This window comes from Haloarcula marina, assembly GCF_024218775.1.
GTDB lineage: Archaea > Halobacteriota > Halobacteria > Halobacteriales > Haloarculaceae > Haloarcula > Haloarcula marina.
Map to the genome: position 1 here is coordinate 107,796 of NZ_CP100405.1, position 23,285 is coordinate 131,080.

Sequence of the window (23,285 nt, forward strand, 5' to 3'; positions counted from 1 at the left end):
GTATCAGGCTGTTCGTGGGGGCGGGACGAGGTAAACGTTCCCGCGTGCGCGAGCGACGATATCCTCAGAGACACTCCCGAGCAACAGTCTGCGCATCCGGCTCTGGCCACGGGACCCGATAAGCGTCGTCGTTGGCGTCACGTCCGTCTCGACGTCGAGAATCTCCTCGGCGGGGTCGCCACTGCGAACCATAACTTCCGTATCGATGTCCCACTGTGCCAGCGTGTCCGCGAGCGCAGTGAGCCGTTCGGATGGTTCCTCGTCGCCCGTCTCGTCTTTCGGTGATTCGACGTGGACGAGCGTCGCTTCCTGGGTCGCGTGGCGGAGATACTGGAACGCGTCGAAGGCACGCGCTGCGTTCTCTGAGAAGTCTGTCGCGTAGAGTACTCGCTGGAACAGATGCTCCCTGAGTACCGCCGGGTCGTCGGTACTGCGTTCGATACGGTTGACCAGTAGCGGAACGACGGTTGTCCGCGCGAGATTGCGGGCTGTAGAGCCGATGACGCGGTTGTCGAGCGGACTCTGTCCGCGGGAACCGATAATCGTCAGGTCGGCTTTCTCTGCCTCTGCGATGCCGTTGATGCGCCGGTGGGGAGTGCCACGTACCACGTGGGTTTCAGTGTCGAACCCAGCGTTCTCCATCACGTTCTGGTACCGCGTGAGCCCCTGTTCCCGCCGCTTGCTGAAGTTCAGTCCCGGCATTCCCACGTGAACGTTCGACGGGATGACCGTGACGAGGTGAACGGTGTCGACACCGATGCGGCCGAGACATTCGAGACACGTCTCGTTCTGAATCGCCGCTTCACTCGCCGCCGAGAGATCTGTCGCATAGATGGCCCTCATGTTCGACTGTACGCGACCGACCATTAATATTGTTTGCTTTGTACAATATTAACGGACTGGGTAAGGGGGAGACAATCCAGAATTCTCGCCGTTCCCATAGCCAGTATAGGGGTTGTGACGGACAGATATTCGTTCAGGCAACCGTAGAAAAATGGCGCGCGCAACATTATTTCGGCATATTTTAGGGAATTTGAACCGAGGTCGACGAAGCCCGATATCTGGATAAGTTATACAGATATTTCGGTGGGATAGCGGTGTGATACTTTGCAGTAATATTGTGTATGTCTCCCAAAACTATTATCAATGCCCTCCGGCTAGGGTGCGGTGAGTAGAAAAGTATGATATTCACACAACAGCACAATTTCGAAGGGTGCTACCGATGGTAGACCTCGCGGCTTTCGCATCGATGGGCGCAGGCGGCGTCGACGCAGCGATGCTCATCGGTGCGGTGCTCCTAGAGGCAGCCCTCCTCTACGTCGGATACGGCGCACTCGAACAGGCATTCGGAGACCGTGTGGTCAAGCAACTCAGAGGGGAGTGACGAATGGAGATACTGGGACTCAGTCTCGCGATGGTGGTGCTGTTCATCGGGTTCGGCCTACTCATCGGCGTGCTCTTCGGATTCTTCGGGATGGGTGGTTCGTTCCTAGTCACGCCAGCGTTGCTGGTGATGGGGTATCCCACCCGGGTTGCCGTGGGGAGCGGACTCGCATTCGTCTTCGGGACCTCAGTCATCGCGACGCTGAAACACCGAGACATGGGGCAGGTCGACTACAAGTTGGGTTTACTGATGATTGCGGGGACGACCGCCGGCATCGAGGCCGGGAAAGAGATAGTCCTCCACCTCGAGACGCTCGGGATGGCAGGCAGCATCATCAGTGTCACGTACGTCGTCCTGCTGGGCGGTATCGGCGCGTTCGTTACGTACGAGGCGCTGCGAGGTGGCGACAGTGAGGGCGGTATCGACCACGACGCCGCGGACACCGAGGTCGACGCTGACGATATTCCGGACATCGCCAAGAAGATTCAGTCGTACCGCGTCCCGCCGATGATATCACTACGTGGAGGTATCAGCGTATCGCTGTGGATGATACTGGGCGTCGCGTTCGTTACGGGGCTCCTGTCCGGATTCCTCGGCGTCGGCGGCGGGTTCATCCGCATGCCCGCGCTGTTCTATCTCATCGGGGTACCCGTTCCCATCGCCGTCGGGACGGACCTCTTCGAAATCGTCTTCTCGGGTGGCTTCGGGAGCTTCCTGTACGCACTTGACGGCGGTGTCGACCTCTCTATCGTCCTCCCGCTGCTGGCAGGAAGCGCCTTCGGTGCCCGTGTGGGCTCGGCCGCGACAAGCATCGTCAACGAGGACGACATCAAGGTGTACTTTGGGCTGATGCTGCTTGGAGGCGCGCTAGCCGTTGCGGTTCGTGAAATCGGCAACGTCTACGGCATCAACGTGCTGAACACGGTCAGTCTGGTGCTCATCCTCGGCTCCGCGCTGCTAGTCAGCGGGGCCGTCGTCTACAGCAGCATCACTGCGCTCCGCGAGGAGAGTCAGTCCTCCTCACCCGTCTAAACTGGTTCTCGCGCACAATTGTGTAAACTACACACAAATCTTTTTATCGCCAGCACCCCTCTATTCAACTATATCAATGCCAGATTCGATGAGCGAACAACTACAACAGGATATGGAGTGTGAGGGGCTGTTGGAGTGTTTTCACGGCCTCAAGGAACTTGACAAGGAGTGCTTCCGGGCGCTTGTCACTGCGGGGGAGCCACTCACCGTCGACGAGATAGCCGAAGCCGTCGACAGAGAGCGGTCGACCGCCTACCGGGCGGTCCAGCGTCTCCTCCAAACCGGCTTCATCCAGAAAGAACAGATCAACTACGACCAAGGCGGCTACTACCACGTCTACCGACCAACCGATCCCTCGAAAATCGCGGGAGAGATGCAGCGGATGCTCAACGACTGGTACGCCAAGATGGGACAGCTCATCCAAGAGTTCGAGACGAAGTACGAGAACGAAACCGAGTCGGCCCCTCAGATCGAGAGCTGACGCAACGATCTTTTTGACGGTTGTGCGCCAAACCCCCGATTCCCGCTGGACTGCTTGAATATAGAGTTGGCATTGTAGATATACTACACGGCTGTTAACTTCCACTAGCGTGTTGGAGACGGCGATGTCACTGATGTTTGTTCGAGCCGCGCTGGATACAGAGCGCATATCGGGACTGGAATGCTCCCCGTTGCCACCGTCGAATTGGTCTGCCCGGAGAAACTGCCACTCGGTACTGAACGTCGAGGGTCCTATTGAGGCCAGGTGTTCACTGCAGAGGCACGTCGTCAGTGGCCTGTCTGGTCACAGTCGGTCGAAGACGTGGACCGGCCACTCCTCTTCGTACGACAGGTTGAACTCCGGATCGATATCGACTGTCTCGGGGTCACAGACTCGGAGTTCGACGCGGTCACCGATGGCGACGCTCTCGAGCGACGCGGTGACTCGACCTGTAAGCCGAGCCGACGAGTCGAGTTCGACCACTGCGACGGTGATCGGCGCCAGATGTTCGAACGCGGACGGCGGTCGCTTGACCGACGTGTACGAAACCACCTCGCCGGTCCGGGGCTGTTCCGAGAGTGTGACTGCCCGGCTGCCACAGTTGTAACAGGCTGGGCGAGGCGGTAGCAGGTGTGTCTCACACTCCGTACAGCGGGCGGCCATCAACCGGCCCGCAGCTAACGCGTCGAAGAAGCCGGGGAGCGTAAACGGCGACTCGGCGGTGATGTCTTCGGGTGCGAGCGGTCCCGTCGTCGTGGAGTCGGTGTCTGTCATCGGTGAATCACTCTCGTCAGTCATTGTGCGTCAATACGTGGGCCACAGTGTGGGCGTCCGCGACGCCACCTTCATTGATGAGCAGCGCGGTGTTGGCGTCGGCCACTTGCCGCTCACCGGCCCGGTCGGTGAGCTGTTCGTAGGCTTCGATGGCCTGCAGCAGCCCGGTCGCCCCAATCGGGTGTCCGCGGGCCTTCAGTCCGCCGCTGGTGTTGATTTGGACGTCAGTCCAGCCCGCCGACCGGTCTCCGGGGTCCTCGACGGTCTCGATTCCACGACCCTTGGGAGCGAACTCGGCGGCCTCGGCCAGCAGTGCCTCGCAGACGGTGAAGGCGTCGTGGACTTCCGCGACGTCGATATCCGCGGCGTCCACGTCGGCATCCTCGTAGGCGGTCGAGGCAGCGACGTTCGCGCCCTCGACGAACGTCAGGTCTCGCTCCGCGACGGCGAGGTTGTTGGCCGCCGAGCCAACGCCTGCCACGTGGACTGCGTCGTGACGGCGCTGCAGGTCGGCCGCTACTTCGTCGTTCGCGACGACGACGGCCGCGGCACCGTCGGTGACCGGCGCACAGTCGTACAGTTTCAGCGGAGGAGCGACATCGGGAGCGTCCATGACCGTCTCGACGTCGACTGCTTGCTGGAACATCGCCCGTGGGTTGGACGCCGCGTTTCGGTGGTTCTTTACGGCGATCCTGGCCAGGTCGCGTTCCGTCGCGTCGGTTTCGTGGAGGTATCGCCGAGCGAGGAGGGCGTACGTGGCGGGCGCGGTGATCCCGGACCGCTGTTCCAGGGCCCGCTCGAAGGCGGCACCGAGCGCGTTGGTGGCCCCCTCGGTCCCGCCAGCGGTCATCTTCTCGACGCCGCAGGCCAGCACGGCGTCGTGGACGCCCGCCCGAACGTCGCGGACGGCGTTCTTGAGCGCGAGCGCACCGGCGGCCGCACACGCCTCGACGCGCTCCGCGGGGACGTTCCGCAACCCGGCCCACTCGGCCATGAGTGTCCCCTGCATGATCTGGTTCTCGTACCGCTCGGACTGAGCGCCGACGTACAATCCGTCCACGACGTCGGCTGGGTCGGGCAGCCCCTCGAACGCCTCGGCTATGGCCCGAGAGAACAGGTCGCGGCCGGGCAGGTCCGTCTTGCCCAGCGGCGAGGAGCCGACCGCGATGAGATGCGCTGTAGCCATCCTCTGAGAGTCCGCAACTGAGCGCATTAATAGTTCGTCCCGAAGCCCACAACTCTCGACGCCGGGCAGTGAGTGGCAGTCCGAAACACATCTAGTCAGAAGTATGACCACTTCTACAGCGCCGATTGTGGATGCGTCTGGTCTCCCTGTGCGACCCCCGAACGGGAAATCCATGTCGTCGTCGAGAATTGATACCGCCCCCATTGAGGCATGAGACGCCCGTTTCGGGAGTATTCGAGCGCCGGTCACGCGTAGTCACCGGGCACGAGCCACCGGGGAACGTCAGCGGGTGAGAAAGAAATTTACGTGCCACAGACACGTCTTGTCATACCATGCATCGAGCGATGACGACGCTCGACTTCCTCGACAGGGGGGTCGACGTCTACGGTGACGCCGTCGGTGTAATCGCCCACGACGGCACCGAGTACACGTACGCCGAGTTCGGCGAGCGAGTCGACCGAGCGGCGGCGGCACTTTCGACCATCGGCATCGAGGAGGGCGACCGCGTGGCGCTGCTCTCGCCCAACACACACTGGTTTCTGGAGACGCTGTACGCGATCAACGTCCTCGGGGCCATCTCGGTCCCGCTGAACTACCGGCTCATCGCCGACGACTACGAGTACATCCTCAACGACTGCGGGGCCCAGGCGGTCGTCGCCGACTACGAGTACGCTGAGAAAATCGAGGCGGTCCGCGACCAAGTACCCGCCACGGCGTTCGTCGCCAACCCGGCCGACCGCGTCGACGGCGACTGGCGCGACTACGAGTCACTCCTGGAAGAAGCCGACCCCGGAGGTGTCGAGCGTCCCGACATCTCCGAGGACGACCCCGCGACGATCAACTACACGAGCGGGACGACCGGCGACCCGAAAGGCGTGGTCCGGACCCACCGCACCGAACACTGGCACGCACTGATTACCACCCATCACACCGAGGTCAGGGACGACGACGCCTACCTCTGGACGCTCCCGATGTTCCACGTCAACGGGTGGGGCTATCCCTACGTCATCACCGGCGTCGGCGGGACGCACGTCTGCCAGCGCCACTTCGACGCCGAAGGCGCCTTCGAGCGCATCCACGACCACGACGTGACTTATCTCTGCGGCGCGCCGACGGTGCTCGACTCGATGGTCGACCACTACGAGGACAACGACATCGCAGCGACCGGTGACAAGCCGGTCAGAATCTCGACCGCGGCCAGCCCACCGCCCGAAGCCACCATCCGGACCGTCGAGGACGAACTCGGCTGGGACATCCTGCACGTCTACGGACTGACGGAGACCGGCCCGCTGATAACGACGAGCAACTCGCCGCGCCGGATCGAGAGCGAGGGCCGCTTCGCGGTCAAGACCCGCCAGGGCCACGCCATGCTCGGGACCGAACTACGTGTCGTCGACGAGAGCGGTGCCGACGTCCCCCGCGACGACGAGACGATGGGCGAAATCGTCGTCCGCGGCAACCAGGTCATGGACCGCTACTGGAACAAGCCCGAGCAGACCCGCGAGGCGTTCAGCAGCCGGGTCGACGGGTGGTTCCACACGGGCGACTTCGCCACTATCGACGAACTTGGGATGATCTCGATCAAGGACCGCAAGAAGGACGTCATCATCAGCGGCGGCGAGAACATCTCCAGCGTCGAGGTCGAGAACGCCCTCTACGACCACCCCGACATCCGGCGCGTCGCCGTGATCGGCGTCCCCCACGAGAAGTGGGGTGAGACACCCAAAGCAATCGTCGTGCTCGAATCCGGCGCCGACCTCACCGAGGACGGAGTGATCGAGTTCGCACGCGACAACCTCGCACACTTCAAATGCCCGACCGTCGTCGAGTTTGTCGAGGACCTCCCCGAGACCTCGACAGGCAAAATCCGCAAAGTCGAACTCCGGGAGACCCACAGCGACCCTGTCGGGTGAGGCAGTCGACTCGTCCCGCCGTTCTCGACGGCTTCAGGCGACACCCTGACCGAATGGATCGCATCCCAACGACAGTCGGGAAACTATTCCTCGAACTGAAAATTATATCAATATCCCTGTAATCGCGAGTTTCTCCGAAACAGACGACGACGAGGAGAACCGGTTCGGCCAGACACAGACCGAGTACAAGGAGTGGGCCATCGAGCGGGTCCAGTAGCACCACACGACGACGGTCACCTACACCGGCGACAACAACGTCACCTACAACATCTGGAGGCGTCCCGCGGGGAGTACGCCGAGATGCCGCTCCACGAGAAAGCGATGGAGAACAAATTACTGGCCGGGAGAGCGTGGTCGCGACGCGGCTGCTCGTCGTCAGCCTGTTCGTGGGCGGCGGCATCATCTAGACCGACTTCACTGTTACCGGTCTCAGAGTGCCGCTATCCGGTCGATTGATTTTGTTGAACCCGTTCAGCAACGGCTGACTCAAACGCTGACAGCGAGGCGACAAACTCATCATCGGAAAAGAGGTCGACATACGATTCTCGGGCAACTTCCGAAACAAGCCGATTCCGCACCGCGTCGACCGTCAGTGACTGGTCATCCGCTTGCAGTGCTGCCACGATACGATTGATTCGCTCGTCAGTAGCATACACCGCTGCCAACTCTGTAGCCGACCGAGAGGCGGGGGGAGACTGTGTCGTGGCTTCGTCAGCCCATGCTGTGGCACGCCCACCGGATTTGTCGCGTATCAGCACGCCGACTGCGTGCCCATCTCGCCACTCTGACTGCGGGAATGCCGACTCGTGGTCGTACTGAGTGAAGTCAGCGTGTGCCGCCGCCAACTCTTTGTCGATAGCCGGTAACGTGGGCAAGCCCAGACGCTCGTATACACCAGTCGCCGAATCCGGGGGCAGGAATTTGCCTTGCCGACTGGACCACACGTCGACCCCCACGAAGGCTGGGACCTTCTGCCAGTCGAATTCGGTTCCCTCGTTTCGGGTCGCGAGTCCACAGAAGGTTACGTCGCTCGGGTCGTCCGTCGCCGCCGCCAGTGCTTCACGGTCCAGTCGGTCGTTGATGAGATTTGCCGCCCGACGGAATTGCGGCGGTACAGCTGCAGCCGTGTCGTAGGACTGCCTGGCTGTGGCGAACGTCACGAAACCTGATGCGGCCACCTGGAACCGAAACTCCGCGCCAGTCGGGAGTTCCTCTACCCAGACGTGTCCGGAGAACTCGGCATCATCGAGGGCCGGTGTGTCGGGACACTGCTTCACACTTAGACTCACATTCCGTGTGGTCGTAAAGGGATGGACTGAGCCAGCTGGATTTGATGAACGATAGTCCAGACGTGTTTGCTCGGAACAGCCACAGGGTACTTAGGACGAGAATGCCACTGTGTGCTCACCGAAACTGCTGCGTCACCTGTGACCAGTATTGATTCGGGGATTCGTATACCAGTACGCCCAGAGGATTAGGACGCCCTGCAGTGGTAGCCGTGCCCACCGGATGAGTTCTGACGGATCGCCGCCGCCGGGCACTCCTTCGATGACGAGACCACTGGTAGCCATGTAGATGTTCGCAGGAAAGATCGTTATGAGCAACGCAACCGTCGCCCACGCTGCGTATTTTCTCGTTTGTGGGAGCAATACCCCGATGCCCACAGCGATTTCGGCGAGCCCGGACAGATAAACCAGCAAGAGTGCTGCTGGGAATATCGGCGGGACAATTTGGACGTACAACTCTGGGACGACGAAATGGAGGAGTCCAGCAACGATGTACAATGGCCCCATCACGTAGAGCAACGGGCGTTTGAACTGCGCCAAACGAGCAGACATTCAATGCCGAATCGTGCCTCCACGCGTGAACCAGTTTTGGGGAGGGGGCGGCCATCGACGAACGTCAATGTGGACGGATTTGCGTCGTCTTGGCCCACCTGTCGTTTGGACTCCACTCCGCTCTGCCCTCGACCGTGACGCCGCCCCGCCGCGTGTCGGACTATCGCCCACCGTTACGGGAAACGCCGGGACGCCGCCCTCGCCGGATGCACTGGGGCCACCTCCTGACTCTCTCCGCGTGCCCCACGCCGCATTCGCTTCCTGCTCCTCGCGGCGACAATGAGGGCAACAGCCACGCCTCGATGCGTTCTCTCTGTGTGTGGTCGGTTAGGGGACGAGGCCCGACTGTGGAAATCGTGCGCGGTTGGGTCCGGTGGAACGAAAGGGCACTCCCGACGCCGCCACCGCCGACGCCACGCCCGCCGGGTCGTAGCCCCCGCTCACGGCGCTCCTGTGGCGCTCGTGGTCCCGGCCCCCTGGTGGCAGAGACGTCGTCGCCCTCCTGCCCCTCGCGGCCCTCTCCACGGGCCACGCCGGACGAAACCCGGCGGGCCGGGCAGTATCAGTACCGCCGCCACCTGTGGGACTCGCACCACTCACCGGGCCTGCAGGGTCTGCGCTACCACACTACGGACACCACTTCGGGGCCGGCCACTCTCTCCGGTCCCTGTGCCTGATCCACCTCCTGCACCGGCGCTCGCCGGCCACGGGACCGCTTCGCCGCGCCGTTGCCTCCCACGCTCTGCGCTCGCGCGTCGCCGACGTGGTTCCTCAACACCGCAACCTCCGGCTTGCGGCAACAACAGGGACAGCCTCCGCCCCCCGTCCGACTCGCTGCGCCGCCGCCGAAGCGACTGCCCCGGACAGGCCCCATGCTGGTCCGGGGCTACTCCCCTCGCCTCGGTCATACCGCTCGGCCACGGAGTAGCGGGTCCATAGCGCACCTGCCTGTCGACGTATCGAACCGCACTTCCAGAGGCCCGCGGCGCTCACACCCCACCTTCGAGGTCGCGTAGCCCCACTCACTATCCACGGTCACTCTGCCTCTGCCTGTCCACTCTGCATAGGCACACTCACTATCCACTCTCTCGGTCTCGGTGTCTGTTCACTCCTACGTACACACTTCCGCTGTCCCCGGTCGCGTAACACCCCTGCTGTCTCGGCGGCGCTTCTGCAGACTCTCCCCCTGCCGGTATAGACCTCGCTCACTCCCACTGTCTCTCTCAGACCTTGCGGAGTCGCCGCGGCGCTCATAGACACTCCGTAATCCATGCTGTTACTGGCCCTATCAGAGTCACCTAGACGTACCGCACTCACCGCACATTGAAGTTCATCCGCTGTTCTCATATCGAACTTCTCAATCCTTCCCTTTCGGGGTGACCCCCCTCCCCTCGAATCTCATCCGCGATGGGGGTCCCCCCCCCCTCTATAGGTGTCGTTCGGGTTGAACGGAATCAAATAGCCATCAACTCTTAGAGACGGGAAAGTTATCAAATAGCATCAAATTATCTCTTGATATGGGACGAGATCTCGGACTTGATCGCAACGCTGAACGCATGCTGGTAATGCTCGCTGACGACGGCCCGCTGAAGACGTCGGCACTACGGGAGCGGCTCGAACTAAAGAAGAATCAGGCCGTGAACTATCGTGGAAAGCGTGTGCTTGGCGGTGGTCGCGACGACGATGATCCAGCACTGGGGTTCGTCCAGAATGACGGCGATGGGATGGGCACATCGACAGAACTCACTTGGTGGCTAACGGAGTTGGGGCAGGAGTGGGTGCGTCAGCATCGCGACGACCTCGAATCTCCTCAGGATGCGAAAGAGGCTGTCGAGTTAGTTCGTGAGTTGCAGGACGAGATCGATTCACTACGTGGGCGGATCCAGCAGGCCGAAGGAAAGGTCTCTCAACTTGGCAGGAGTCCAGTTAAATCCAAAGAGGGTTTCTCTAAATCGGAGTTAAATAGTACTGGAAAAAATTCACACGATATACACAGATTAAAATACGATATAAGAAGTATTAAAAGGAAAAACGAACAGTTTGGAAAACGGCTGTCGAATATAGAGGACATATTGCTCGATCCTGAGCGCGAGCGTTGATCCGTGGGAATGCACGGTATCCTACATTTTAGTGGAAAATGAATAATTTATACATACGACTAGAGCCTCAGGAGGTGCACCCGAGATCAGCATTTGTGCCCGTGTCTCAACTATGAACGGTGTAGCCACGTGGCTTCAAACTCGCGACACTCGGATTCGATAATGATCTGGAATTAACAGAGATTGCAAGTCACTCGAATATAGGGAGACGAAGGTACGATCCGCTAGATCGGTCTGGGATCTCGGTATATCCAGACATCAGGTCCATCATTCGTTCGCCATATTCTATTCCATCGACGGTACGAACAGGTATTGTCGCGGGGATTGTCCCATCAAAAATTGGTTCCTGGTCTTCGAGAGAGTCGTAGTCTTCTTGAACCAGAATAATGTCGACGTCACTTGGGTTCTCGCCAGCTCTATCAATTGGTTTGTCTGGGTTGGCAAAACTACCTGTGAGCCATACGCTGTGTACTCCACTCCAGTCAGTAATCCTCAGATTTGCTTGAACGTGTTCGGCGATGAGGTCGAGATCTAATTGACTTGGATCTACTCCCATCGATGTCTCAGTATCTTCGCCTTGAGGGTATATACTCATATACATACTGGCTGGCAGTTCACAACTCAAGACATTCAAAATTGTAATAGCACAAAATATTTCGTGATGCTCGTAACCCCCTCTCTTTCTCTCTCAATATGGTCGGGTACTCTCAATGAGTGTCTAAATAATGTTAATTATCTACTTATACTGTTATCACTGGCCAGATTGACCGATGTATATGGAAACACCCTACACTCGCTTTGGGAAAACGACCTATCTGAGTGCGATTTTCGACGACACTATTTGGGAGATCGGATCACCCCTCGCGGTCGAGAATCCGTATCCGGGTATCGTGACGTTCCAATCGGCCCCAGAGCCTGAATCGAACCGATTCATAACAAAAAAGAGAACGAGCCCAGTCATCAGCACTGGTGAGTTCGTCGAACAATTTACATATTCACCGACGCTGGGCGTCTGGGAAGTCATTGGCGATGAGACAGCGGTGCTGTGGTTGGTTGCCGATGAGCCGACGAGAGATTGGCCCTGGGCAGTGTATAACGCTGTTAGCGAAACGGTAGCAGACACTGTTGGGATGTCACTTGAGCGGGTTAGCAAACTGCTCAACAGTACTGTAACACGGTTAACAGAGAAGACGATTGATTTGGGTCCAGTCAGACAACTAGACGGTAGCCGCCACCGTTTTCACCGACGCGGCTATCTATGGACCGTTGAGACCGTCGAGCGCACGAGTCTCGAATCGTTCATACGGTGGAACTTTCTCAACCACCACAAGCGAAAGGGGAGCGAAGAGCCGATCGACGAGGCGATACTCAGTGGGTTGCGACAAATGGCCAGCCAACTGCGAACAGAGGCTGCGATCGTCGAACGATTGGCGTCACCAGGTGACGATATCGTCGAACACCGTAATTCGCCGTTCGTTTCCATTGCGTACCCGACCGATACGCATCGACCTGAGACGAACGTTGCCGTCTCAGCTGACACAGAGAGAACCGAAACCAAACTGAACCCGATCCAGACAGATATCGGTGCAGCCATCGAAGGTGTCGATAGTGCACAGGACATCGATATTGTCCAGTCTTCAGTCGGGATCTGTAGTCGACCAAGCGATGTGATCGATATTGGTGAGAATATGGACACTGGGCCCGTTCGTGTCGGAGCTGACCGGTGGCAGCGAGCGTCCGAAGCAGAACTCGAATCGATGTCTCGGGAAAACTATATGCCACTCCGTCGGTTCCTCGTCACACGGCTCGGCATCAGCCAGTCTGAGCCAGAATTTGACCGGATCTCATATCGATTGCACGAGTACCTCACTGCGACTGACAGCATCCAGTCGGCAGGAACCCTGAGTAACGTTCGTCAGGATCTGCGAAGGCGAACAAACGAAGTCCCGACTCCACTCATGCACTGGAGCGGTGTGACTGGCCTGCTCGATATTGCTGCACTTGAGACACCTGACTTCTTTGTGGCATTGCCATACAGTTATTCATTGGAGGCGGCGGTTGACCGACTACGCGAGCATCACGAGACCGTTCGTCAGCTCTGTCGTGGTTGTGGAACATACTTCGAGATTGAGCCGGAAGCTCCTTCTTGGACCTGTGAGCGGTGTTGTTCGGACGCGACGCCGACGATCAACCGAACCGCAGTCTCGCCATTCGGTGCTGAACAAACAGAGTATTGTTACATTTGTCTTTCACCGGTCGCGCCGGACCAATTGCAACGGCACCATCTCGTCCCTCGCGATGTCTTTGAAGATGCGCGCACCAGGGACGACCCGGCCAATACGGTCACCGTTCACGCGACGAAGTGTCCGGGGCATGCACACGCGATTTCCCATCAAGCGTTGGACGCAGATATCGATCGGGCATGGAACCAGCAGTCGGTCGAACACGAGCCAGCGCGGTGGTTCAATCTGCCACATCTGGTCTGGGTACTGCACGAACTCGGCGACGAGATGGCGCCTCCAACCCGACAGCGAGTGATTGAGGTCATCTATCGCATGTGGACCGAACAGTTCCAATGACGCGGTATTCGCGTGAACATCACCTCGTCGAGGCAGCGTTCGAAGAGTTAGCTCCACGGGTCGCTCAATCGGTGACAACAACACCCAGTGCCAGTGAGGTGTGGGATTCCATCAGTGAGACGGATGCGGATGCACTCGTCTCGTTGGTGGGTAAAGAGTCGACGATTCGGACAGTGTCACACGACGTATTCGCTGATATTGATCCAGTCCGACCAGCCTACGGGCTCGACGCGGGGTCGACGGGCGGAATCCAGTTACAGTCGGGCCACCGTGTCTGTGGCTGTCGGTCGATGTTCGGCGTGGAGGGTGAGAAAGGCGATGTCTGGGGAGAGAAGACACTACTTCACGCAGTGATCGACCCGCATTCGGGGACTGAGCAGTATTACTCTGCACGGGTTTCGGATCGTGGGTACGAGAACGTCCAGACGGTGAGCCATGCGATTGCCTTGCCAAGCCCTGCAGATGGCCGCGAGACTGACGAACTCGTTACACTGCTGCAGTTTCTCTGTGAGGCGTTGCATCTTCAACGAGGTGTGCATCAGCTCCGTGGGCCGCTGTACATCGATGGGGCATTGCTTCCGTTGGGACTGGCCAGCAGACTGCAGTTCTCCCGTGATACGGAGACACGAGAGGAGCCGTGGACCGCGCTCGCTCGGGTTGTGCTGGCCGTCTTCGCGACGGCGATCGCCGTCCACCTCGAAAAGGGATATCGAGTGTTCGCGATCGCGAAGACGCAGGAGTCTGATGCCCTGGTTCGGACATTGAACGAGGTTATCGAGACTGGCGAGACGTCGGTGAGTGCCGTCCGGCCGACGTCGACCGCGGACGCTGTGTTACCGTGGCAGACTGACCGACAGTTCATGGCCGATTTGCTAGCCGAACAAGCTGCAGGTGGTCGGCCTGAGACGACGTGGGCCTACACACCGTGGTTGGCCCAGCCGATGCTTCCAGGTCCGCATGGTGACCACCAGTATCACCCACTTGCAGAAGTGCCGATATCGTACGTGCCCCAAGCGTTGTTGTCTCGGGCGTACTTCTTTGTCCGAATCCCGAATCAGAACGGCCTGTTTCGGATCGAAGCTCCGCTCCCGACGATTACGCGGGTTGATCAGGCAGCGCGAGAGCGGCTTCAGCGACTCATCATGCGAGAGATGGCCCAAGACAAAGGAACGGTCCAACCAGTTGCGCGTGCCGATGAGAACGTGTCTGTCGGCTATGCGGGACGGCGTGAGGTACAGGAGACGGTCGAGAGAGTGTTTGCTGCAGCTGATCTCAGGTCGCGGCCTGTGCCTGCGCACAACCGGGATATTCGCTGGCAGCATTAGCCCTGACAATATCCGACGGTTCACTGTCGTGATGGTGGGACGATATCAGCACACCAGTCCGACTCATTAACGTTGTGATGGTGAAACGACGTCGCAACACCAGTCCGACTCATTAACGTTGTGATGGTGAAACGACGTCGCCACACCAGTCCGATTTATTAACATTATGGTGGTATAACGACGTCACGGCACTAATCCGACTCATTGATATTGTGGTGGTGGTGAAACGACGTCACTCCATCAGTCCAATCCCACCCACTTCTATCGGAATTAACGCGTTGTAGCGGCGGGTCCGGATACTGGAGGGACATTCGGGGCCGGTAGCTATGATCGCCTTCGAGCCGAGTGACACCCTTCCGATGTATTAGTGCTGTGGTAGTCACGTGACGTTACTGACTCAGTCCGACCCCACCGCTCATTTATCCATCTATGTATACTCTCGACGTTAGTTGAGTGCTCTCCACGAACGGACTGAGTTGGACTCAATCCCAGAGAGGATTAGGGCGGCTGTCAACACATTCGGTGTGGAGATCTCGCTTGACCGTCCCTGAATCATTCGCCCTCTCGACGTGGACTATCCAGGCCCAATGACGAGGCGGTCGTTCGGACACTCGGGACAACTCAATTCGGGACTACCATTCCCGGCATCTCTCTACCCCTCACAGCCGCCCAGCGGCGGCTGGTGCCGCTGCATACGATAACACAAAGGACACACATCCAGCCAGTCCGTCAGTCCCACGCTGCCCACACCAGTCTTCGGCGGTTGCTCCCGGCCGCCAGCCCCCATGACGTTCACCGGTAACCTAGGTTTCTGCCCACTTCCTACCCCAACTCTAGAACCCGGCTTGAGACCCGACCGATAGTGAGCCGACACAATCGTCAGCAGGAACCAGCTCGCAACTGGACTGGCTCCTCAATTGTAATTAAATTCGTCGACGCAAATGTGATTAGCACTGTTAGTGATGTTCCGGGGTCTACTCGGCACCATCCAGTACCGTTGCCTCCGACAACTCCCGAATGCGAGACGGTGCAATCGGAAAAACCACCTCGGGTGTGCCGGCCGCCGCCCAGACGGTGTCGAACTACGGAAACACATTGCTAGCAATCTCGGTCGCCGAGTGCACCAATGGAATCGAGATAGTCTCGCACCGCCTGGACGAACGCACGATAGTGCTCAAGATCTTGAAGTTCATTATACACGACGTCGTGATTGATCATGTTGCCGTAGGTATGCGATAAGACATTTCGGAACCGGGCACCTGCACCATCTCCTCAGCCAGTGGTCTCGCGAGGACACCCATCTCACCGAGCGTTCGCATCGACGCTAGATTACTCGTTGGTAGCTTGCCCCGTTCGCGTTTGACGATCTTCCCAGCGGTATCGATGGCTGTCTCTGTCATTTTGACGACCCACATTTTCCTAGACCCACACATATGCTCGATTTATGACGATAACTATCTTTTACTCGAACTCAATCTAGTAAGCTTTCTCTACAAAACCTTATTGTTGTATAAAATTACTTAGTATAGGTTTGGATGGAAGTTTGTCTTTGCCAATATAGGTTAGTAAATTTCCCCGATACACTTCTAATCGATATTTTCTCTCTGAGGATGGCTACGTAGCTATCGTCCAGCCATCTTACCCGCAAGGAGTTTGGTTCTCTTTTCTACCTAATAAAAGGAAAATTGTATTTTATAGATTAATTATATCCCGGCCGATTGAAGCAGTTGTTCGGCCACCTGCTTCGTAGAACATGTAGAGTTTGTCCCCGTTCAGGTCGAAGTTTTTCGACGAACCAGTGGTGTAGAAGTAGGGGGAAGCACACCGCTCGTAATCCGGGCGGTCGGAGAGTGCCTGTCTGAAGATTCCGAGGTGATTCTCTTTGTCAAGGTTCTCTCCGACTTCGGCAATATAATGTTGGCCTTGACTGGTGCTCGGTCCGTCAGCATGGAAGGTGACATAATACGTCCCATCCCATTCGAAGTAGAACGGACCGGAGACATTACCGACGTTGTCGTGGGCAATATTATCCGGGTCGATCACTTCTTCGTCGTCTATCGTCCAGTTCTTCGCGTCGTCAGAGTACGCGGCGCGGATGTGTCGAGTGCCGCTCTGGTTATCCATGAACAGCATCAGATATTGTTGGCTTGCAGACTTCTTCGGCAGCGAATGTTCGAACACGCGGGCATACGACGATTCGCTGCTGTTGAGGGGATCCATTGTAGTGTCGATCGCAACCCCTCCGTACGTGAAGTTGATACCGTCCGATGAAGTCGCGTATCTGGTCGTGTCATTGTCACCGTGGAAATACAAGAAGAGCTGTCCGTGTTCGTCGTTCCACATCGCGTGCGGCGAGGAGACGTGAGACGCTTGGTAGTGTGGATTCCAATCCGGCGGGACGATTGGATTGTTCGAGTACTCTGTCCACGTCCCGTCCTCTAGTGTCCCATCGAGCGAATCGGAGTAAAACAACGCTACACCGACAGTGTTCCCATCTCTCGTATTCTCGTTCCCGTGCGGGGCACAATAGAGGTAGTACTGGCCAAGCGGATTGTCCAGATTCGAAGTCTCGATGACCGACGGGAAGATGAATTCGTCACCCGGACTGTAGTTCGCGTTCGCGGGCGCGAACACCTCGTCATTCGTCGAGAAATTCGGTTTCGGTGGGAGGTCTACCAGCGAAGTGCTACCGCTCGCTCCCGGTGAGCCGATGTCGATCGAGGAGTATGACGACTGACCGATACCGCTGACTTCGTCGAAGTTCGACGTGCAGAGCGTTCCCTGCAAGCCGCTCGTGACCGCCAGCCCGATATACGGGTCGGTCATGGAGATGGTCACCGACCCTATTTCAGTCCATGACTGACCATCGCGCGAATTGTAGCCGGTAAGTGTGTCACCGACTCGTTCGATCTTTACCCAGTATGGAGCGTTCACACCGTCATTTGGGTCCGTATTGGATGAACTGCCGCCGGTGGAACTCCGCCACTGGAACCGAGAGCCGTTCGCGCTCGGATTGTCCGGTGTGACGTACATCATCGCGTTCTTCGCGTCTGCGGAGAGACTGTCTCGAATCATCACTCCGGCTTTCGCCCAGTCGTGTGTCGCTTCTTGACGTGTAACCCGTGTTTGTATCGTAGTGTCACCGGAAACCTGTTCGTACGCGAAATGGCAGTGATCGGCGCTGCCGTAAATATCGTCACCAGCCCCATTGAGTTGCCATCCGTTACCCGACCCGCTTCCACCGCTTCCAGCGGACTCGGTGAGATAGTCGAAGGCGGCGGACTCCCATACTCTGAAGCCGAAACTCCCATAGGTATACGTCGAGTCCGTCGCCGAAACCTGTGCGAGTTGGCTCCCCGATGAATCTTCGAGGACCCACGTGAGGTTCCCGCTTGTGTCTGTCGTGATCGTATTGGTGACCCACTCGCCGGTGGGAATCGTCGCCGACGATTCGGCGAGTTTGGTCTTGCTACCGCCATCGAAGCGTCGAATCTTCACGACGTTCTGGTCTTCTTGGACGACGAACTGATAGCCGTCTGTACCAATCGCGTTCGTAAATAGCTGGATACCGGCATCGGTCTGTGTCCGGACGTACTGATGAAAGCTGAACTCGCTGCCGGCGGAAATTGAAGCACTGTCGTGTGTAATGACGGCCAGGGACCTGTCGACGGAACTGTCGAGCGCCGACGACCCGGTGTGAACCGGATTGCTGGTGATACTGAACGACCCTGTATCACCGCTGTATTCGGATAAGTCGCCGTCCTCGAAGTCGTCGAGGACGGTTGGACTGGCGAGACTGACTTGCGGGGCGATACTTGTACCAGTGGCTCCGACGCCGAGGACGCCGAGAGACTTGAGTAGGTCACGTCGGTTCATGATGTTCTCCGGGTTCGGAACCATGCGTCAACTTGCCGGCGTCACGCTCGATATGTGCTCAGCTCGACATGGGGCCGAACTCGGATTAAATTAGTAGAAGAAGGTACTTATACTTATCTCCTGAAAAATATAATCTTAAATTGGCAAATTCAAAGCAGGTGGAATTTCCAGATTTACTCAGAAGGACGGCGTCTCCGCTTTCGAATCGAGACGGCGGTTGTGGACCGCTTTTCCGGTCGCAGCGTCGAAAATGTGAATGACAGCTTCTTCGACGTGGAGCGCGACATCGTCCCCCTGCCTGATGTTTCGGGCAACAGCATCGTCAACGGTAGCAACGGCTGTCGTGTCGCCCGAACCTTGGTCTAGTTCGACGTAGATGTTACTTTCCTTCCCAAGCGATTCCGTAACGTTCACGCTCCCCATCGTATCGTTTGAGTCGGTAGCTTCTGGATATAGCTGAATGTCTTCGGGACGGATGCCGAGGACGTACTCTGACTGCGGCTTCAGAGCGGGTGCGATATCGTCAGAGAGGGCGTAGTCGAACCCACTCCCGCGTAATGTACCATCCTCGAACCTGACGTCGAAGAAGTTCATCGACGGCTCACCGAGGAATCCTGCGACGAATTTGTTGTTGGGCTGGTGGTAGCACACCTCCGGCGGGTCGAGTTGCTGGAGTTCGCCGCCGTTGAGGATCGCGATCCGGTCACCCATTGTCATCGCCTCCGTCTGGTCGTGAGTGACGTAGATAGTCGTCACATCAAGTTGGTTCTGGAGCTGCTGTAGCTCCGTTCTCATTTTCGACCTGAGTTTCGCGTCTAAGTTCGATAACGGCTCGTCCATCAGGAACACGTCCGGGTCACGGACGATAGCTCGGCCGAGCGCGACCCGTTGCTGCTGGCCGCCGGAGAGTTCTTCCGGGAGTCGGTCAAGCAACTCACTAATCCCCAACAACGAGGCTGTCTCTTCGACCCGATGACTGATTTCACTCTTGGATAAGTCGGTAGACTGCTCAAGCCCGAAGCTCATGTTTTTCCGTACTGTGAGATGTGGGTACAGCGCGTATGACTGGAACACCATCGCGATGTTCCGGTCCTGTGGCGCCCTGTCGTTGAGGGGCTCTCCGTTTAGTCGAATCTCGCCGTCGCTTATCGTTTCGAGGCCGGCGATTGACCGGAGAGTCGTCGTCTTTCCACAGCCTGACGGGCCAACGAAGACGACGAACTCGCCATCGTCGATCGTCGCGTTCAGTGTATCGACTGCAGTTACTTCGTCTGTGCCTCCTTCATTGAATCGCTTCGTAACGTCGTCGAATTCGAGGTGTGTCATTGTATTCTCCTTGTGTTAGCTTCCGCCGTATCCTGCGACACCGCGAACGAACTTATCGCCGAAGAAGATATAGATGATCAGCGTTGGAATCGCGGTGATGAACGCACCGGCCATCATCGTGTTGTACGTGGGTATTCGGCCAGCCAGCGCGAGTTTGTTCAAATCGACTGTTATCGGCGCTGCCGGACCCGCTCCTGCGACGATGAGTGATAATAGCAGGCCGTTCCAAATGGACGTGAACTGGTAGATGAACGTGACGATGAAGATGGGTTTCGATAGGGGGAGCACGATATTCTTATATATGCTCATCAGTCCAGCACCGTCGATCCGCGCGGCCTCCAGCATCTCATCTGAGAGGTTCTTGTAGTACGACCGAAACAGGAGCGTCGCGATGGGGATGCCGAAGGCGGTGTGAGTGAGGATGAGTTCGACGATAGTCGCGTAGTGTGGCTCCATGAACGAAAGGCCCCACAGGTCGAGGGGTGTCACCGATTGTAGTACGTTCTCGATATCGACGATAGCCCAGAAACGTGAGACGGGGACGAGAACCGATTGGATAGGGATAAACGTCCCGGCGACGAAGAAGACGAATATCAGCGTCTGTCCCCGCCACTTCGTGTTCGTCAGCCCGTACGCCGCGAGGCTACCGATGGTCGCCGAGAGAATCGTCGCGGGAACGGTGAAAGCCAGACTGTTGAAGAAGGACCCGGAGAGGGTGTTCCATGCCTCTTGCCACGGAGCGAGCGTGACTGTTCGCGGCGGGAGGAACGGCAGTGACGTGAGATAGCCGTCCTGTGTCTTGAATGCGGTCATGATACCGGTCTCTATCGGCACAAGGTATATCGCGGCGATGGTCCCCGTGAGAACGAGGAGCCATGGAACGTCACCGACGATGGTCGATTCGTCTTGCGCAGCGTCTTTGGACCGGATTGTACTCGATAGCTGCTGTAGTTTGGATTTGCCAGACATTGTTTATAGTCCTCCGCGCTGATATTCGCTGTACAGATACGGCCCGATAATCATCAGTGCGACAACAAAGAGCGCAACCGCGATGGCCGAGCCATAGGCCCAGTTGTTCGCGCTGTAGGCCTGCCGGTACATCATCGTCGCCAGTATATCCGCGTTTGGTCCCGGGTTCACCCTGAAGAGCGCGTAAATGAAGTCGAACGCTTTGAGACCGAACACAACGAGGACCACCGCTGCGCTGACCGTCGACGTTCGCAGTTGCGGGATGATGATACGGAGGTACACGGTGAGCGTATTCGCTCCGTCGATGTTCGCCGCTTCGTATTGGGCGTCGGGAATCGCGCGTAACCCCGCAAGATAGACGACCATCGCGTAGCCACTAAACTGCCAGACTAACCCGATGATAATTGACCAGAGCTTCAACCGGGGACTCAACCAGTTCAGAGCGAGAAACTCCAGTCCAATTCCCTCGAAGAACGTATTCACGACCCCGATATCCGGGTTGTACATCCAGAGCCAGAATTTCGCCGTAACGACGAACGAGAGGCTGAACGGGAGAAGATATATCGTTCGTATCGTATTCTCGTAGCGTATCCCTTTATCGATAAGGATGGCCAGCCCGAGACCGGTGAGCAGACACAATAGCGTGAAGACGACCATCAAGATGAACGTATTTTTGGTCGCATTCCAGAACACCGGGTCGCTGAACAATTGTCGATACATCTCGAGGTCGAAGGTAGAAACATCATATGTAGGGAGGGTCAATCCCTCGAAATCGGTGAACGATATCAAGACGTTCCACGAGATCGAGCCGTAAATTGCCAGTCCGACGATTAGTGTCGGCGGTAGCCAGAACGGCGTCGAGCGAAGCAACTCGCTGTCCCGTATCCGCTGAGTGAGCGTGTTCATGTGTCCCGGTAGGATTCTATGACTCATATTCCACGATTAAATAACAAGGTTAAATCGTTTTCGGTACCGCGTTATTCGAATGCGCTCACGAACTGATCGTACGTGGCATCAACATCCCACGAAGAGGTGAAGTCGCCGGTCGCTTTCTTCAGGTTCGTCAGCGGTTCCGGTGCGACCGACATGCCGTGTGTCATCGACCCCGGTTGATTATCTGTATTGTTGATGCTCTCGATTTGCTCTTTCTGATAGCCACTGAACTCCTCGGTCGAAACGTCGGTACGTGGCGGAATCGACCCCTTAATCGAGTTGAGAATCCGCTGTCCGTCCTTCGATCCGCAGAATTTGAGGAACTTCTTCGTCGCCTCGGGAGACGGATTGTTAGACGGCATCGCGAACACGTCCATCACGACGGTAAAGGAGTTCTCCGTTCCGGGGAAGGGAATCCAGTCCCAGTCTTCACCGAACGCGAAGTCTTCCGCACCGAGGAAGACCCCGGCGGCCCAGTCGCCGTTATTGAAGAACGCGGCGTTTCCCTCAGTGATCTGTGAGGCCGCTTCGGGCCATGCGATTGCGTTCGCATCACTCGAAAAGTGGTCTTTGAACGCCGCGATGCGTTCGAGTGCTGCTTTTGCTGGTCCCTCCACGGCCGCTACGTTACCGTTTGCGAACTTATTGTAGGCTTCAACTCCGCCCTCGTCGAGGAGCGCAGTCTCCCACAGTTGAAGGACGGTCCACGGTTCCATTGTCGATTGTGCCATCCCAACGGCATCAGTGCTGTTCTCCACCTTCTGCATCGCTGAGGTCAGGTCACCGGCACTTCCGAGGGACGTCGGGTCGACACCAGCCTGCTCAACGACCGATTTATTGTAAAATAGGAGATTGACCCGGTGGATATTTAGTGGGACCATCATGTAGCTCCCGTCCAATTGGGCGATCTCCTTTGGGCCCTGAAGATACGCATCTTTCATCCCGTTACTCGACCAGACTGAGTCGCCAATGGGGTCAAGATGCTGCTTAAACGGAGTCATGTACTTCCCCGCGAGGCCCTGGAACGTACTCGGCGGTTCGCTGTTCAATAGCCGTTGCGTGATGACCGTTTTGACGCCGGAGCCGGCCTGTCCGGCGATGGTGTTCTCCAAAATACGGACATCAGAGTGCTGATTCTTGAATTCCGTAAGGAACGCGCTGAACGCTTTTCCATCCGCACCACGGGTCCAGTGATGGATGATTTCTAACTCGCCGTTGCCGCCGCTCCCACCGTCGCTACTTCCATCGCTGGTGCTATCGCTACTGCCATCACCGTTGCCGTCGGTGGACGAGGTACCATCAGAACCGTCACCGCCGTCACCTGAACAACCAGCCAATGCCGTGACACCCCCTAAGCCAGCTAGCCCTGTAAGACGCATGTAATTTCGCCTGGAAACGGAGTCGTCGCTATCTACACTTGAGTCTGGAGTCGAACGTTGGTCGCTCATGCTTCGCTGTACCATTTATATTCATCATATATAAAACCTTCCCGAACCATCATCGACGATACGTGGAAGCGAGAGGAGAGACGTGGTTTGGGGTATTTTTATATATGAGATGGTTGTCTGGT

Annotated in this window: 19 protein-coding genes; 8 read left to right on the forward strand and 11 right to left on the reverse strand. The window is 57.6% G+C overall.

The genetic code is table 11. The annotated features are described in order from the left end of the window. Positions 1-3 precede the first annotated feature (3 nt). A complete protein-coding gene (locus NJQ44_RS18115; protein ID WP_254274611.1) occupies positions 4-843 on the reverse strand; it encodes a universal stress protein in 840 nt (279 codons plus the stop codon). Between the two features lie 379 nt (positions 844-1,222). Between NJQ44_RS18115 and NJQ44_RS18120 the strand changes: the two genes are divergently transcribed. The 3 genes from NJQ44_RS18120 to NJQ44_RS18130 all read left to right on the forward strand — a co-directional run bounded on the left by NJQ44_RS18120 (position 1,223) and on the right by NJQ44_RS18130 (position 2,897). After that, the gene (locus NJQ44_RS18120) at positions 1,223-1,384 is read left to right on the forward strand and encodes a DUF7512 family protein (RefSeq protein ID WP_254274612.1); all 162 of its coding nucleotides are present in this window, start codon (positions 1,223-1,225) and stop codon (positions 1,382-1,384) included. 3 nt (positions 1,385-1,387) lie between these two features. Further along, entirely contained in the window at positions 1,388-2,416 is a 1,029-nt protein-coding gene (locus tag NJQ44_RS18125; protein ID WP_254274613.1) for a sulfite exporter TauE/SafE family protein, read from the forward strand. Between the two features lie 76 nt (positions 2,417-2,492). Then, complete coding sequence (locus tag NJQ44_RS18130) at positions 2,493-2,897, forward strand: helix-turn-helix domain-containing protein (protein WP_254274614.1); 405 nt, start codon at positions 2,493-2,495, stop codon at positions 2,895-2,897. A 303-nt stretch (positions 2,898-3,200) separates the two neighbouring features. On the opposite strand, the gene NJQ44_RS18135 is transcribed toward NJQ44_RS18130, so the two are convergent. Both NJQ44_RS18135 and NJQ44_RS18140 read right to left on the reverse strand, forming a co-directional pair. After that, positions 3,201-3,671, reverse strand: coding sequence for a Zn-ribbon domain-containing OB-fold protein (locus NJQ44_RS18135; protein ID WP_254274615.1), 471 nt, complete (start codon positions 3,669-3,671; stop codon positions 3,201-3,203). A gap of 16 nt (positions 3,672-3,687) precedes the next feature. Beyond that, positions 3,688-4,857 carry a thiolase C-terminal domain-containing protein gene (locus NJQ44_RS18140; RefSeq protein WP_254274616.1) on the reverse strand — a complete coding sequence of 390 codons (1,170 nt, stop codon included), beginning with the start codon at positions 4,855-4,857 and terminating at the stop codon, positions 3,688-3,690. 332 nt (positions 4,858-5,189) lie between these two features. Between NJQ44_RS18140 and NJQ44_RS18145 the strand changes: the two genes are divergently transcribed. Next, positions 5,190-6,770 carry a long-chain-fatty-acid--CoA ligase gene (locus tag NJQ44_RS18145; RefSeq protein ID WP_254274617.1) on the forward strand — a complete coding sequence of 527 codons (1,581 nt, stop codon included), beginning with the start codon at positions 5,190-5,192 and terminating at the stop codon, positions 6,768-6,770. Positions 6,771-7,210: 440 nt separating this feature from the next. On the opposite strand, the gene NJQ44_RS18155 is transcribed toward NJQ44_RS18145, so the two are convergent. Together NJQ44_RS18155 and NJQ44_RS18160 are read right to left on the reverse strand one after the other, a co-directional pair. Next, the gene (locus NJQ44_RS18155; protein ID WP_254274618.1) at positions 7,211-8,047 is read right to left on the reverse strand and encodes a hypothetical protein; all 837 of its coding nucleotides are present in this window, start codon (positions 8,045-8,047) and stop codon (positions 7,211-7,213) included. 144 nt (positions 8,048-8,191) lie between these two features. Continuing rightward, the gene (locus NJQ44_RS18160) at positions 8,192-8,608 is read right to left on the reverse strand and encodes a DoxX family protein (RefSeq protein ID WP_284440235.1); all 417 of its coding nucleotides are present in this window, start codon (positions 8,606-8,608) and stop codon (positions 8,192-8,194) included. A 1,517-nt stretch (positions 8,609-10,125) separates the two neighbouring features. On the opposite strand from NJQ44_RS18160, the gene NJQ44_RS18165 reads away from it, so the two are divergent. Beyond that, positions 10,126-10,707 (forward strand): hypothetical protein, encoded by a 582-nt coding sequence (locus tag NJQ44_RS18165; protein ID WP_254274619.1) that lies wholly within the window; start codon positions 10,126-10,128, stop codon positions 10,705-10,707. 190 nt (positions 10,708-10,897) lie between these two features. Here NJQ44_RS18165 and NJQ44_RS18170 read toward each other — a convergent pair whose 3' ends face one another. Next, a complete protein-coding gene (locus tag NJQ44_RS18170; protein WP_254274620.1) occupies positions 10,898-11,263 on the reverse strand; it encodes a hypothetical protein in 366 nt (121 codons plus the stop codon). Between the two features lie 220 nt (positions 11,264-11,483). Between NJQ44_RS18170 and NJQ44_RS18175 the strand changes: the two genes are divergently transcribed. From NJQ44_RS18175 to NJQ44_RS18185, 3 genes are all read left to right on the forward strand, one after another. Continuing rightward, positions 11,484-13,286: a hypothetical protein gene (locus NJQ44_RS18175; protein ID WP_254274621.1), complete on the forward strand. Its 1,803-nt coding sequence runs from the start codon at positions 11,484-11,486 to the stop codon at positions 13,284-13,286. After that, positions 13,265-14,611: a hypothetical protein gene (locus NJQ44_RS18180; protein WP_254274622.1), complete on the forward strand. Its 1,347-nt coding sequence runs from the start codon at positions 13,265-13,267 to the stop codon at positions 14,609-14,611. Before NJQ44_RS18175 ends, NJQ44_RS18180 begins: the two co-directional genes overlap by 22 nt. Before the next feature lie 1,017 nt (positions 14,612-15,628). Further along, a complete protein-coding gene (locus tag NJQ44_RS18185; protein WP_254274623.1) occupies positions 15,629-15,850 on the forward strand; it encodes a hypothetical protein in 222 nt (73 codons plus the stop codon). 453 nt (positions 15,851-16,303) lie between these two features. On the opposite strand, the gene NJQ44_RS18190 is transcribed toward NJQ44_RS18185, so the two are convergent. From NJQ44_RS18190 to NJQ44_RS18210, 5 genes are all read right to left on the reverse strand, one after another. Next, the gene (locus NJQ44_RS18190) at positions 16,304-18,511 is read right to left on the reverse strand and encodes a hypothetical protein (protein ID WP_254274624.1); all 2,208 of its coding nucleotides are present in this window, start codon (positions 18,509-18,511) and stop codon (positions 16,304-16,306) included. Positions 18,512-18,664: 153 nt separating this feature from the next. Next, the gene (locus tag NJQ44_RS18195; RefSeq protein ID WP_254274625.1) at positions 18,665-19,813 is read right to left on the reverse strand and encodes an ABC transporter ATP-binding protein; all 1,149 of its coding nucleotides are present in this window, start codon (positions 19,811-19,813) and stop codon (positions 18,665-18,667) included. 15 nt (positions 19,814-19,828) lie between these two features. Continuing rightward, positions 19,829-20,782: a carbohydrate ABC transporter permease gene (locus NJQ44_RS18200; protein ID WP_254274626.1), complete on the reverse strand. Its 954-nt coding sequence runs from the start codon at positions 20,780-20,782 to the stop codon at positions 19,829-19,831. 3 nt (positions 20,783-20,785) lie between these two features. Continuing rightward, the gene (locus NJQ44_RS18205; RefSeq protein ID WP_254274627.1) at positions 20,786-21,688 is read right to left on the reverse strand and encodes a carbohydrate ABC transporter permease; all 903 of its coding nucleotides are present in this window, start codon (positions 21,686-21,688) and stop codon (positions 20,786-20,788) included. A gap of 71 nt (positions 21,689-21,759) precedes the next feature. Continuing rightward, positions 21,760-23,163, reverse strand: coding sequence for an ABC transporter substrate-binding protein (locus NJQ44_RS18210; RefSeq protein ID WP_254274628.1), 1,404 nt, complete (start codon positions 23,161-23,163; stop codon positions 21,760-21,762). Positions 23,164-23,285 lie beyond the last annotated feature (122 nt).